The sequence below is a fragment of the Acidovorax sp. SUPP2825 genome, assembly GCF_030158995.1.
Classification (GTDB): Bacteria; Pseudomonadota; Gammaproteobacteria; order Burkholderiales; family Burkholderiaceae_C; genus Paracidovorax.
Genome location: NZ_BQXK01000003.1, coordinates 21716 through 35023 on the forward strand (window position 1 = coordinate 21716; position 13308 = coordinate 35023).

Genomic DNA, 13308 nt, shown 5'->3' on the forward strand with positions numbered 1-13308 from the left:
CAAGCCCGGGCGCCCATGGGAGAATCGCGCCCCATGACACCGGAACAGTACGTCCAGCAAAAAGCCGCCGCCTCGGGCAGCAGCTTCTATTACGCCTTTCTGTTCCTGCCCGCGCCGCGGCGCGCCGCCATCACGGCCTTCTATGGTTTTTGCCGCGAGGTCGACGATGTGGTGGACGAAGTCTCGGATGCCGGCGTCGCCCGCACCAAGCTGGCCTGGTGGCAGGCCGAGGTGGCGCAGTCCTTCGCGGGGCGCGCCACGCACCCCGTGATGCAGGCGCTCATGCCGCACGTGGCGGCCTACGGCATCGAGGAGCGACACCTGCAGGCCGTGATCGACGGCTGCCAGATGGACCTGGAGCAGACGCGCTACCTCGACTTTCCCGGCCTGTCGCGCTACTGCCAGCTGGTGGCGGGCGTGGTGGGCGAGGTGGCCGCGCGCATCTTCGGGCAGACCGATGACCGCACCACCGAATACGCGCACACCCTGGGCCTGGCGTTTCAGCTCACCAACATCATCCGCGACGTGGGCGAGGACGCCATGATGGGCCGCATCTACCTGCCCGTGGCCGAGCTGCAGCAGTTCGACGTGAAGGCGCACGAGATCCTCAAGCGCCAGTATTCCGAGCGATTCACCGCGCTGATGCGCTTTCAGGCCGAGCGCGCGCACCGGCTCTACGACGAGGCGCTCGCCCTGCTGCCCACGGGCGACCGGCGCGCCCAGAAGCCCGGGCTGATGATGGCCAGCATCTACCGCACCCTGCTGCGCGAGATCGAGCACGACGGCTTCCAGGTGTTGCACCAGCGGGTGAGCCTGACGCCGCTGCGCAAGCTGTGGCTGGCCTGGAAGGTGCAGGCCCTCGACCGCCTCTGACCGGGTTTTTTTCCATGCAACGTGTTGCCATCATCGGGGGCGGCTGGGCCGGCATGGCGGCGGCGGTGGCCGCCGCGCAGGCGGGGCACCGCGTGACCGTCTTCGAGGCCACCCGCGTGCTGGGCGGCCGCGCCCGCGCCCTGCCCGCCACCGACGCGCCCGGTGCGCCAGGCGCCCCACCCCCCCTGGACAACGGCCAGCACATCCTGATCGGCGCCTACACCGAGTGCCTGCACCTCATGGCGCAGGTGGGCGTGGACCCGGAAGCGGCCCTGTTGCGCCTGCCGCTGTCGCTGCGCTTCGCCGACGGCAAGGGCATCCGCCTGCCCGACATCGCGCCCCCCTGGGACGCCGTGTGGGGCATCGCCACCGCCCGGGGCTGGGGCCTGCGCCAGCGGCTGGCGCTGATGACCACCACCGCCCGCTGGATGTGGGGCCTGGGCGGATTCCGCTGCGAGCCCGGCGATACGGTGCTGACCATCAGCCAGGGCCTGCCGCCGCAGCTGATGGCGGAATTCGTCGAGCCGCTGTGCGTCTCGGCGCTCAACACCCCCGCCGCCGAAGCCAGCGCCACGGTGTTCCTGCGCGTGCTGCGCGATGCGCTCTTCAGCGGGCGCGGCGGCTCCAACCTGCTGCTGCCGCGCACCGACCTGGGCGCGCTGTTTCCCGAACCCGCCGCGCAATGGCTGCAGGCCCAGGGCCACACCGTGCACCGGGCGCGCCGGGTGCAGGCCATCGCCCCCCAGTCACCGCCGTCGAGCGGCTGGACGGTCGATGGCGAGGCCTTCGACACCGCCGTGCTGGCCCTGCCCAGCAGCGATGCGGCCAGGCTGGTGGCCGCGTGCGCGGGCTCCGAGCAGGCCGCGCCGCGCAAGGAGCTGTGCTCCGCGCTGTACGACTGGGCGGCCGTGGCGCAGGCGATGCGCTTCACCGCCATCGCCACCGTCTATGCGCGGGTGCCGGGCGCCCAGGGGCCCGTGCTGGAGAGCCCCATGCTGGCGCTGCGCTCTTCCATGCAGGAACCGGCCCAGTTCGCCTTCGACCGCGGTGTGCTCGGCGGCCCGCCGGGCCTGCTGGCCCTGGTGGTGAGCGCCTTCGAGGGCGACCGTGCCGAACGCGAGCAGCAGGTGCTGCGCCAGGCCATGCGCCAACTGGGCCTGCCGGCGCTGGACCTGGTGCAGACGGTGGTGGAAAAGCGCGCCACCTTCGCGTGTACGCCAGCCCTGCAGCGCCCGTCCAACGCGATCGCGCCGGGGCTGTGGGCGTGCGGCGACTATGTGCGCGGGCCCTACCCCGCCACGCTGGAAGGCGCGGTGCTGGCGGGCACGGCGGTCGGGCAGCAATTGGGCAAAAAATAGGCCCTGGCGCATATTCCACTAGGGCATATCGCTACAAAAATAATAGCAAATGCCCGCCGTGACTCACACCGGGCGGGGCAGCACGTCCGCCATCTTGAGCACGGACACGCCCGTGTTGCCCCAGAAACGCTCCAGGCTGTCGGCCCGCTCGATCAGCAGCCGCTGCACCAGCGGCTCCAGCGACGTGGCGGCGGGATCGGCGACCAGCAGGTAGCGCGGCTCCACGGTCTCGGGCACGCCGGCGGCGGTTTCGTTGACCTGCACCACCCAGTCCAGGGCGGTGAGCGCCTCCAGCACGGGCTCCAGCTGCAGCGCATCCACGCGCAGCGCCTGGCACAGCGCGCTCATTCGCAGGCCGCGGGCCGGTGTCTCGTGTGCCCGGTGCAGGGCCTGCAGCGCCTCCACCGCCAGCTGGAAGGTCCAGCCCTGGCCGCTCGCCCGGCGCGCCACCCCGTTGAGCAGGCTGGGCAGGTACGCCGCCACCACCGCGCCCAGCAGCACGATCACCCAGGCCACGTAGATCCAGACCAGCAGGATCGGCAGCGTCGCGAAGGCGCCGTACAGCACCGAATACGTGGGCACCGAGGCCAGGTACAGGCCGAGCACCTTCTTGGCCACCTCGATCCCTACCGAGACGAACACGCCGCCCGACCACGCATGGCGCCATTTGACCTGCGTGTTGGGCACGTAGCGGTACAGCGCCGCGGTGCCGCCGGCCAGCAGCAGAAATTCGATGGAGTCGAACAGCAGCCGCGCGCTGTCGGGCAGCGCGTCGTGCAGGCCGCGCGAGGCCGACGACGCCACCGACGTGGTGAGCGCCAGGCTGGCCGCCAGCACCAGGGGGCCCAGCGTGATGACGGCCCAGTAGATCAGCACGCGCTGGCCCAGCGGCCGCAGCCGGCGCACGCGCCAGATGTTGTTGAGGGTGCGGTCGATGGTCAGGACCAGCGCCAGCGCCGTGCCCAGCAAAATCGAAAACCCCGCCACGCCCAGGCCACTGGCCTTGGCCGCGAACTGTGTGAGGTAGCCCAGCACCTGGCGCGAGATGCTGTCCGGCACCAGGCTGTCCACCAGCCAGCGCTGCAGCCCCGTCTGCAGGGTGCCGAAGATGGGAAAGGCGGTGAACACGGCCAGCGCCACGGTGAAGAAAGGCACCAGCGCCAGCAGCGTGGTGAAGGTCAGGCTGCTGGCCGTGAGGCCCAGGCGGTCCTCGCGAAAGCGCTCGCGCAGGGTGTGCGCCGTGGTGCGCCAGGGAAAGTGCGACAGATCGGCCAGGACGGCTTCGAAGCGCTGCGCGAGTGGGGCTAAAGGCATGGCCGATATGATGCCACCCCGATGGCCTCTTCCCCCCTCTCTCCCGGCGCGCCCCGCGCCGCATCCGGCACCGGCGCCCCGGCCGCCCCCGACGTGGCGGCCACCCGGTGGCTGGCCGTGGGCAGCCTGCTCGGCCTGATCCTGCTCAGCCTGGCCTGGGAGCTGTGGCTCAGCCCGCTGCGGCCCGGCGGCTCGTGGCTGGCGCTCAAGGCGCTGCCGCTGGCGTTTCCGCTGGCCGGGCTGCTCAAGCACCGCATGTACACCTACCGTTGGGTGAGCCTGGTGGTGTGGCTGTATTTCACCGAAGGCGTGGTGCGCGCCTGGAGCGATCCTGCCCCGGGCCGGTGGCTCGCGCTGGTCGAAGTGGCGCTGTGCCTGGCGCTGTTCACTGCCTGCGCGCTGCATGTGCGCCTGCGCCAGAAGCACGCGCGTGCGGCCGCAGCCGCGGCGGCACCGGCCCCATCCACGCCCTGAACACCCAAAAACGGCCCCGCCCCACGCCCCTTCCATTCCCCGTTTTTCGCGAGCATTCGAGAACACCATGTCCACCCTGATCGACACCCTGCGCCAGACCGTCGGCGCCGCCCATGTACTCACCGAAGGCGACCTCACCGCCTGGGAGCAGGACTGGCGCCGCCGCGCGCGCGGCAAGGCGCTGGCCGTGGTGCGGCCCGGCAGCACGCAGGAGGTGGCCGCCGTGGTGCGCGCCTGCGCCGCCGCCGGCACCGCGATCGTGCCGCAGGGCGGCAACACGGGGCTGGCGGTGGGCTCCATTCCCGACGAGACCGGCACGCAGGTGCTGCTCAGCCTCACGCGGCTGAACGCCATCCGCGCGGTGGACGCCGACAACCTGACGCTCACCGTGGAGGCCGGCGCCATCCTGCAGAACGTGCAGGACGCGGCCGAGAAGGCGGGGCTGCTGTTCCCCTTGAGCCTGGCGGCCGAGGGCAGCTGCACCATCGGCGGCAACCTGGCCACCAACGCCGGCGGCACGCAGGTCGTGCGCTATGGCAATACGCGCGACCTGTGCCTGGGGCTGGAAGTCGTCACGCCGCAGGGCGAGGTGTGGGACGGCCTCAAAGGCCTGCGCAAGGACAACACCGGCTACGACCTGCGCGACCTGTTCATTGGCAGCGAAGGCACGCTGGGCATCATCACCGCCGCGACGATGAAGCTGTACCCGCAGCCCGCCGCCAGCCTCACGGCCTGGGCCGCGGTGCCGTCGATGGAACACGCCGTGCAATTGCTGGCCCTGGCACACAAGCACCTGGGCGCGGGGCTGACCGGCTTCGAGGTGATGGGCCGCTTCGCCCTGAGCCTGGTGGCCAGGCACATGCCGCAACTGCGCGTGCCCTTCATCGACCAGGAAGACGTGCCCTACGGCGTGCTGCTGGAAAACAGCGACAGCGAATCGGAGGCGCACGCCCGCACGCGCTTCGAATCGCTGCTGGAAACCGCCTTCGAGGCCGGCTGCGTGACCGATGCGGTCGTGGCCGAGAACCTGGCGCAGGCGCACCAGCTCTGGCACATCCGCGAAAACATTCCGCTGGCCCAGGCCGAGGAAGGGCTGAACATCAAGCACGACATCTCGGTGCAGATCCCGCGCATCCCCGCCTTCGTCGAATACGCCGACGCGCTGCTGCAGCGCGAGATTCCCGGCGTGCGGCTGGTCAACTTCGGGCACCTGGGCGACGGCAACCTGCACTACAACGTGCAGGCACCGGCCGAGGGCGATGCCAAGGCCTTCCTGCGCGACGAGGAAGCCCGCGTGAACCACCTGGTCTACGAAGCCGTGGCGCAGTTCGGCGGCTCGTTCTCGGCCGAACACGGCGTGGGCGCGCTCAAGGTGGACAAGCTCGAGAAGTACCAGTCGCCCGTGGCGCTGTCCATGATGCGCGCCATCAAGGGCGCGCTGGACCCACAGGGGCTGATGAACCCGCACTGCATGCTGCCGGTGCACGGCGCCTGACGGCCGGGCCACCGGGGCGGCCCGACGGGATCAGCGCCGCGCGTCTTCCAGCACCTTGCGCACGTCGGCGGGCAGGGGCACCGGCGCGCCGGCATCCTGCACGTCCCATTCCTCGTCGCCCGTCTGCAGCCACACGCGCATCGCGTCGCGCGACGGGTCCACCACCACAGCCGCCGCCTGGGCGTCCGGCTGGGTCGACCGGCGGCCGGTGATGTAGAGCAGGCCGCCTTCCTGCCGCAGCGGCGTGCTGACGGCCATGTTCTGCAGGAACTCCGGGTGGTTGACGGGGCCTAGCAGTTCCTTGACCCGCACCCCCATGGGGCCGGTGCGCAGAAAGTCCGTGCCCTCCGAAGGCTTGCGGCCCACCTGCGCCTGCACGCTGGCCCAGCGGTTAGCGGCGGCCGGTGCCGCAGCATTCGCAGCGGGCGCGGCCGGCTTGGCGGGAGAGGACGTGGAGGCCGTGGGCGTGAGCGGCACGTGGGTGCCGCAGCCGGCAGCCAGCAGCGCTGCGGCGAACAATGGCAAAGAGGGTGAAAGGCGCATGGGGCGGATTTCCTTGGAATCGGGGAGCAACCGGCGAGCTTATCCGCTGATGTCCCCCAATCTGGCGCGCCCCTGCCGCCCATGGGCGTTTCGGCACGCCACCCCGCAATATTCACACGGCCATGGGGGCCGTAATGTGGGCGTGGTGCTGGTAGCCTTCGAGCGAGAAGTCCGACGGCTCGACCGCCTCCAGCCATTCGGGTGCGTATGTGCCGGTGGCGGCGTAGTCCGGGATGCGATCGGACAGCAGCAGCTTGGGCAGCGGGTGGGGTTCGCGCGTGAGTTGCTCGCGAAGCATGTCCACGTGGTTCTCGTAGATGTGCGCATCCCCGATGAAGTACGTGAACCAGCGCGGCGTGTAGCCCGTGAGCCGGCCCACCAGGTGCAGCAGCGCCGCCCCTTCCGCCAGATTGAACGGCGTGCCGAGCCCGACATCGTTGCTCCGGATGTACAGGCACAGCGAGATTTCCTTCCTGCCCGGATTGGCCAGGAACTGATACAGCAGGTGGCACGGCGGCAGGGCCATTTCGTCCAGCTGCGCCCAGTTCCATCCGTGGAACAGGATGCGGCGGCTGCCCGGGTCCTTGATGAGCGTGTCCAGGCACTGCCGGAGCTGGTCGACGGCCTTGTAGAGCAGTACGCCGGACGGCTTGCCGTCCTCGCCGCCGAGCGTGCCGATGGCCTCGTATCCCCGGCCCAGCGCGTCCGCGATCTGCGCCGGGCCCTGCGGCAGCGCCGGGTCGATGAGCTTGTAGGCCGGCCACTGGCGCCACTGGACTCCGTACACCGAACCCAGGTCGTCCTCGGCAAGGCGGTAGGGGTTGGCCAGCCACTGCGCGTTCTCGTTCGCGTTCTGGTCCCAGACCTTGCAGCCCAGCGCCCGGAAATCGGCCGCGCTGCGGCGTGCGCGCAAAAAGCCCACCAGTTCGCCCACCACCGACTTGAAGGCGAGCTTCTTGGTCGTGACGGCAGGAAAGCCCTCCTGCAGGTCGAACCGGAGCATCGCGCCCGGCAGGCTCAGGGTGCGGACGCCCGTGCGGTTGTCTTGCCAACTGCCGTTGTCGAAGATGTTCTGAACGAGGTCGAGGTACTGTTTCATGTGCCGAAGGAACGAGCCAAGGGCGGAATCGTAGCGCAAGGGGGTCCGGCAGCGCGCCTCAGGGCCGCATGCCCTTGGCCAGCCGGCCGGCCGGCGATATCGTCGATCACCGGCAGAAGGTCGGCCACCGAATCGATCACGTAATGCGCGCCCGCGCCCTGCAGCTTGCCAGCGGCCGCTTCGCGGCGGGCCTGCTGCGCGGCCGGCGGCAGGGCGTTCCACTCGGCCAGCGGCAGCCCCATCGCGTTGCCGCTGACGGCGACGCCCACCGTCCAGGTGCCCGCGTGCAGGCCCTCCTGGATGCCGACTTCGGTGTCGTCCACCTTGACCACCGTGGCGGGCCACCACACCCCCAGGTCGGCAAAGCAGCGGAACATCATCAGCGGCGAGGGGCGGCCGGCGACGAGGTCGCCCGCGCAGACGAGGTTGTCCGGCGCATAGCCGCCGGCCGCGGCGATGGGCGACAGGATGTCCATGATCGGCCGGTTGTAGCCGGTGGTGGAGCCGATCTTCAGCCCCCGGGCCCGCAGCGCGGCCACGGTGTCCAGCGCGCCGGGAATGAAGTCGGCGAAATCGGCCACCACCGCCGCATTCATGGGGGTGAAGACTTCGTAGAGGTGGTCGATGTCGGCATCGGCGAAGGGGCGGCCGTGCAGGTGCTCCCATTGCCGAGCGACCTCGGGCAGCAGGCTCAGGGCCTGGATGTGGTCCCACTTGGCGACGCCCATCGGGCCGCGGGCCTGCTCGATGTTGATCCGGATGCCGAATTGCGCGAACAGCCGCACGAAGGCGCCCATCGGCGCGCAGGAGCCGAAGTCGAGGATGGTGCCGGCCCAGTCGAAGACGACGGCGCTCAGCGTGGTGGTGGAAGGAGGCATGCCCATGTCGTGTCCTGATAGTGGCGCAGTCGGAAAGGAGTCGGTCGGGAAGTGGCGCGGTGCCAGGCGGCTCACCAGGCGCCGAAGGTGTCCTCGGCAATGCCGAAGGCGGTGCTGGCGCCGGTACCGCTGGTGACGATCACCAGCCGGGTGGCGTCGTCGGGCCGGTCGATCAGGCAGTCGGTCGTGGCCGACGAGGGGTAGATGCCCACCCAGCGCTCGGTCACGCGGCAGGCCTGCAGCTTCACCGTGTCGCGCAGGTGGCGCAGGATGAGGTCGTCCACCCGCTCGTCGGCGAAGGGCTGGGGCGCGGCGCTGTAGTGGTGCGAGTCGCCCACCACCAGGGAGCCGTCGGCGCTTTGCACCACGATGAGGTGGATGCCGTTGGCCAGCGATTCGGCCTCTTCGCGCTGGAGTTGCTCGCGCAGCGCGGCGGCGGCGGGCAGGTCGCTGTAGCCCCGGTAGCGCACCAGGCTCAGGTCGGCCATGACCGAGCCGGGCAACCGCAGGCCGGGCTCGGGCATGACGCGCAGCATGTGCAGCAGGCACAGGCGCAGGCCGTGCGGCGCCAGGCGCTCGGCGAACAGGCCGTGGATGTCCGAATGGGTGCAGACCACCACGCGCTCGGCGTGCAGCACGGCGCGTGCAGTGCGCACCCGCGGCGTGGCGACCTCCAGCACCGCCTCGCCGAAGCGGAACACCACGCCATGCGCCTCGGCCAGCCATTGGGTCAGCAAACCGATGGCGGTGCGCGATTCCACCCGCATCTCGTGCGGGCTGTAGAGCACGCCCTGGGCGCCCTCCAGCTGCAGCGCGGGCGCGCGGCGGGCGGCCTCGGCCACGCCGAGCAGTTCGCAGGCCTCGCCCATCTCGGTGCCCATGAACTCTTCGAGCACGGCCAGGGCCTGGGGCCTGAATGCCGTCAGGTACAGGCCATGGTGCACGGCCTCGATGCCGGCGCGGGGCGCGACCTCGCCCCACACCTCGCGGGCCCGGCGGGCGCGGCGCCAGGTGTCGCCCGCGCCCTGGCCGGTGACGGTGATGAAGCCGAAGTTGCGGATCGAGGCGCCGACGCAGGCCGCATCGCGCTCGACCACGCAGACCTTCAGGCCGCGCCGGGCGGCGGTGTAGGCATGGGCCAGGCCGACGATGCCGGCCCCGACGACGATCACGTCGAAAGTAGGGTGGGTTTCCATGGTGCTTTTTCCAGGCGGCAGGGCGGTCTTCGTCGCTGCGCGCTGTGTTTTCAGGGGTTCATCGCCTTCATCGGGCCGGTGCACGCCAGGCCTGGGTGCGCCGCTCGACCCAATGGCCGGCGGCCAGGTACAGCAGCGTCACCACCGCCGAGGTGGCGGCGATCAGCACCGCCATGGCCGCGGCCGGGCCGGTGTCGCCGGCCTCGTCCAGGTTCAGGATGGCGACCGAGGCCAGCCGGGTGTCGGGCGAGTAGAGGAACACCACGGCCGAGATCGTCGTCATGGCGCTGATGAAGAAATAGCGCGACACGTCCAGCAGCACCGGCAGGCAGATGGGCAGCGTCACGCGCCAGAAGGTCTTGTAGAGCGGCACCTTGAGCGAGGCGGACACCGCTTCGAACTCGGCATCCAGCGCCTTGAGCGCCGTCACCACGGTGAGGTGGCCGGTCGTGTAGAAGTGCACCACCGTGCACAGCACCATCAGCGGCAGCGTCTGGTACAGGCCGTGCAGCGGGTTGGCCGGTGCGTTGAAAAAGAAGATGTAGCCCAGGCCCAGCACCAGGCCGGGAACGGCCATGGGCAGCATGGCCGCCAGCCGCACCACGGGCCGCAGGGCTTCCAGGCCCCGGGTCTTTTCCAGCAGGTAGGCGCCGACGAACACCACGGCCGTCCCCACCACCGCCGTGCCGCAGGCGAGCTTCAGGCTGTTGGCCAGGGCATCGGCCAGGTCGGCATCGATCAGGCCCGCGACGTAATGGTCCAGGCTGGGCGACAGGTTGTACGGCCACAGCTTGGCGAAAGAGGCGAACACCGCCATGCCGAACATGGCCAGCACCAGGGCGGCGATGCACAGGCAATAGAGCGCCATGGCCGCATCGAATCCGCGCGCGCGCTGGGGCACCAGCGCCACGGCGCGCGCCGTGAGGGTGGCGGTCTGCCGGCGCTGCACCAGCCCGTCGATGGCGAAGGTGAGCACCGCGGGCAGCAAAAGCAGCAGTGCCACCACCGCGCCGCGCTGGAAGTCGTGCTGGCCGATGACCAGCTTGAAGACGTCGGTGGCCAGCACGTTGAAGTTGCCGCCCACGACCTTGGGAATGCCGAAGTCGGTGATGACCAGGGTGAAGCACACCAGCGCGGCCGAGATCAGCCCGTACTTGGCGCCCGGCAGGGTGATGGTGAAGAATTTGCGCAGTGTGCCGGTGCCGAGCGCATCGGCCGCCTCGTACAGGCGCGCATCGGCCAGCGAAAGCGCCGTGACCAGGATCATCAGCACGTGCGGAAACACCGCGAAGCACTCGGCCAGCACGATGCCCGATGCGCCGTAGATGCCGGTGAACCCCAGCGCCGTCCAGAAGTCCCGGGCCACGCCCTGGTTGCCGAACCAGTAGATCAGCGAGATGGCCGACAGCAGCGAAGGCGCCAGCAGCGGCAGCAGCATCACCGTGCGCAGCAGCGCCTTGGCCGGCATGCAGCTGCGGGTCAGCGCATAGGCGAAGGCGAAGGCCAGCGGCAGCACGATGGCCGTCACCAGCAGCGACACCCACACGCTGTTCCACAGGCTGGTGAGCAAGGCGGGCGAGGTCAGGTAGGCAGCGAAGGCCCCCAGCCCCGACACCGCACCGCCCTGCGGCGCATCCAGCGCCTTCGACAGGATGAGCAGCAGCGGCGCCACCAGTCCGACGCCCAGCAGCGCCACCACGCCCAGCAGGCCGAGGTGGGCCAGCCGGTCGCTCCAATGCACCCGCTGGCGCAGGGGCGCTGCGCGAACGGCCGCCGCCACCGCGCTCATGCGGCGGCGCCGGCGGCGAACACGCGCAGCCGGTCGGCGCGCAGGGCGAAGCGCACGCGCGTGCCTTCGCGCACGCCGAACTCGTCCATCTGGTTGAGCGAATACTGCAGCTGCAGCGGCTGTCCGCCCAGGCCATCGACGTCGATCTCGGCCAGGCAGTTGCCGCCCAGGAACTCGATGTGGCGCACGGTGCCGGCGCACTGCAGCAGGTCGTCCTGCACGGCGGCACCGACCACGCGGTCCTCGGGCCGCAGGTACAGCGATACCGCGCTGCCCGGCCGGAACTCCGTGCCCGCGCCGGGCACGCACTGCAGGCGCTTGTCGCCGCAGCGGAACCAGTGGCCGCCCTCGGCCACCGCGTCCAGGCGGTTGACCTTGCCGACGAAATCCGCCACGAAGGGCGATGCGGGTTCGCGGTAGACCTGCATGGGCGTGCCGACCTGCTCGATCACGCCGTGGTTCATGACCACGATGCGGTCGGCCACCGACAGGGCCTCCTCCTGGTCGTGCGTGACCATGATGGTGGTCACGCCCAGGCTGCGCTGCAGCGACCGGATCTCGTTGCGCAGGTGCACGCGCACCGTGGCGTCCAGCGCCGACAGCGGCTCGTCCAGCAGCAGCAGGCCCGGCGACGTGGCCAGGGCGCGCGCCAGCGCGATGCGCTGCTGCTGGCCGCCCGACATCTGCGCGGGAAACTTCGGCCCGCTGCCCGGCAGCCCGACGAGGTGCAGCAACTCCTCCACGCGCGCCGCGATCCGCGCGCGCCCCTCGCGCCGGTTGACCAGCCCGTAGGCCACGTTCTGCGCCACCGTCAGGTTGGGAAACAGCGCATACGACTGGAACATGATTCCGTAGTCGCGCTCGGCCGGTGGCGCCACCGAAATGTCCCGCCCCGCCTGCACGATGCGGCCGGCGGTCTGGGTTTCCAGCCCCGCCACGATGCGCAGCAAGGTGGTCTTGCCGCAGCCCGACGGCCCGAGAAAACAGACGAACTCCCCCTGGCGGATCGACAGGTCGATGCTGCCGAGCGCGGTGAAAGCGCCGAATCGCTTGTGAATCCCGCGAAGCGCAAGGAAGCTGCCGTCGTCGTTGTCCATCGGTTTACTTCTTCGCTTCGCTCTTGCTGTCGTAGCGCCGGGACCATTCGGCCAGCGTGGCCTCGCGGCTGGCGGCGGCCTGGTCGAAGTCGAGCCGGATCAGGCGCGCTTCATAGTCGTCCGGAATGCCGGCCAGCTTGGGCGCGATGCCCGGCTGGGCGGTGATGGCGAAGTTCTTGCCGTAGAGCTTCATGGCATCTTTCGACGACGCCCAGTCGGCCAGCTTCTTGGCCGCGTCCAGCTTCTTGGTGCCCTTGTAGATGGCGAAGCCTTCCAGGTCCCAGCCCAGGCCTTCCTTGGGGAACACCAGCTCGATCGGCGCGCCCTTGGCCTTGTTGGTGTGGCCGCGGTACTCGAAGGAGATGCCCGCGACGTACTCGCCGGAGGCGGCCATGTTGCAGGGCTTGGAGCCGGAGTGCGTGTACTGGCCGATGTTCTCGTGCAGCGCGTCCATGTACTTCCAGCCGCCGCCCTTGCCACCCTCGTCGCCCCACATCTGCAGCCAGGACACCACGTCCAGGTAGCCGGTGCCGGAGGACGCCGGATTGGGCATCACCACCTGGCCCTTGAACTCGGGCCGGGTCAGGTCCTTCCAGGTCGTGGGCAGGGGAATGTTGCGCTTCTTGGCCTCCACGGTGTTGAAGCACACGGTGGCGCCGAACACGTCCATGCCGAACCATGCGGGCGGGTTCTTCTTGTCGCGGTAGGCCGGCATGATCGCGTCGATGTTCAGCGGCGCGTAGGGCTCCAGCATGCCGTTGCGGTCGAACAGCGCCAGGCTGGTGGCCGCCACGCCCATGACGACGTCCGCCTGCGGGTTGGCTTTCTCGGCCAGCAGCTTGGCGGTGATGACGCCCGTGGAGTCGCGCACCCACTTGATCTCGATGTCCGGGTTCACGGCATTGAACGCTTCCTGGTAGGCCTTGAGCTGGTCGGTCTCCAGGGCGGTATAGACGATCAGCTGCTGCTTTTGCGCGAAGGCCGAGCCGGCCGCAGCGGCCAGGACCAGTCCGAGAATTGCCGCGGAAAGCGGCCGTGGGGTGCGTTGCATGGAAATGCTCCAGGGGTTGAACGGGTGGAACTTTGGTGCCCGCCCGTGTCATCCTCATGACATTCTTGCCAAGCAAAATGAGGGCCATGTTGGGCCGATTGTTTTTTGTAGATCGTAGACAATCTGCAAAATCGTCTTTTT

Annotated in this window: 12 protein-coding genes; 4 read left to right on the forward strand and 8 right to left on the reverse strand. The window is 69.9% G+C overall.

Features of this window, described 5'->3' with window-relative positions:
• The first annotated feature begins 33 nt into the window (after window positions 1-33).
• Both hpnD and hpnE read left to right on the forward strand, forming a co-directional pair.
• On the forward strand, window positions 34-873 hold the full coding sequence (gene hpnD, locus AVAK2825_RS04900; RefSeq protein ID WP_284394775.1) for a presqualene diphosphate synthase HpnD: 840 nt from the start codon (window positions 34-36) through the stop codon (window positions 871-873).
• Window positions 874-887: 14 nt separating this feature from the next.
• A complete protein-coding gene (hpnE, locus tag AVAK2825_RS04905) occupies window positions 888-2231 on the forward strand; it encodes a hydroxysqualene dehydroxylase HpnE (protein ID WP_284394776.1) in 1344 nt (447 codons plus the stop codon).
• Window positions 2232-2294: 63 nt separating this feature from the next.
• On the opposite strand, the gene AVAK2825_RS04910 is transcribed toward hpnE, so the two are convergent.
• The gene (locus tag AVAK2825_RS04910) at window positions 2295-3545 is read right to left on the reverse strand and encodes a YihY family inner membrane protein (protein ID WP_284394777.1); all 1251 of its coding nucleotides are present in this window, start codon (window positions 3543-3545) and stop codon (window positions 2295-2297) included.
• A 21-nt stretch (window positions 3546-3566) separates the two neighbouring features.
• Between AVAK2825_RS04910 and AVAK2825_RS04915 the strand changes: the two genes are divergently transcribed.
• A complete protein-coding gene (locus AVAK2825_RS04915; protein WP_284394778.1) occupies window positions 3567-4019 on the forward strand; it encodes a DUF2069 domain-containing protein in 453 nt (150 codons plus the stop codon).
• 67 nt (window positions 4020-4086) lie between these two features.
• The gene (locus AVAK2825_RS04920; RefSeq protein ID WP_284394779.1) at window positions 4087-5514 is read left to right on the forward strand and encodes an FAD-binding oxidoreductase; all 1428 of its coding nucleotides are present in this window, start codon (window positions 4087-4089) and stop codon (window positions 5512-5514) included.
• Window positions 5515-5544: 30 nt separating this feature from the next.
• On the opposite strand, the gene AVAK2825_RS04925 is transcribed toward AVAK2825_RS04920, so the two are convergent.
• The 7 genes from AVAK2825_RS04925 to AVAK2825_RS04955 form a co-directional block, all read right to left on the reverse strand.
• Window positions 5545-6057 carry an Ivy family c-type lysozyme inhibitor gene (locus AVAK2825_RS04925; RefSeq protein WP_284394780.1) on the reverse strand — a complete coding sequence of 171 codons (513 nt, stop codon included), beginning with the start codon at window positions 6055-6057 and terminating at the stop codon, window positions 5545-5547.
• A 112-nt stretch (window positions 6058-6169) separates the two neighbouring features.
• A complete protein-coding gene (locus AVAK2825_RS04930; protein ID WP_284394781.1) occupies window positions 6170-7156 on the reverse strand; it encodes a thymidylate synthase in 987 nt (328 codons plus the stop codon).
• Window positions 7153-8040 carry a phosphonoacetaldehyde hydrolase gene (phnX, locus tag AVAK2825_RS04935; protein WP_284394782.1) on the reverse strand — a complete coding sequence of 296 codons (888 nt, stop codon included), beginning with the start codon at window positions 8038-8040 and terminating at the stop codon, window positions 7153-7155. Before phnX ends, AVAK2825_RS04930 begins: the two co-directional genes overlap by 4 nt.
• Before the next feature lie 65 nt (window positions 8041-8105).
• Complete coding sequence (locus tag AVAK2825_RS04940) at window positions 8106-9230, reverse strand: TIGR03364 family FAD-dependent oxidoreductase (RefSeq protein WP_284394783.1); 1125 nt, start codon at window positions 9228-9230, stop codon at window positions 8106-8108.
• A gap of 67 nt (window positions 9231-9297) precedes the next feature.
• Window positions 9298-11019, reverse strand: coding sequence for a putative 2-aminoethylphosphonate ABC transporter permease subunit (locus AVAK2825_RS04945; protein WP_284394784.1), 1722 nt, complete (start codon window positions 11017-11019; stop codon window positions 9298-9300).
• The gene (locus AVAK2825_RS04950) at window positions 11016-12116 is read right to left on the reverse strand and encodes a putative 2-aminoethylphosphonate ABC transporter ATP-binding protein (RefSeq protein WP_284394785.1); all 1101 of its coding nucleotides are present in this window, start codon (window positions 12114-12116) and stop codon (window positions 11016-11018) included. The genes AVAK2825_RS04945 and AVAK2825_RS04950 overlap by 4 nt, the downstream gene beginning before the upstream one ends.
• A gap of 4 nt (window positions 12117-12120) precedes the next feature.
• Window positions 12121-13167, reverse strand: a complete 1047-nt coding sequence (locus tag AVAK2825_RS04955) for a putative 2-aminoethylphosphonate ABC transporter substrate-binding protein (RefSeq protein ID WP_284394786.1) — start codon at window positions 13165-13167, stop codon at window positions 12121-12123.
• Between the last annotated feature and the right edge of the window lie 141 nt (window positions 13168-13308).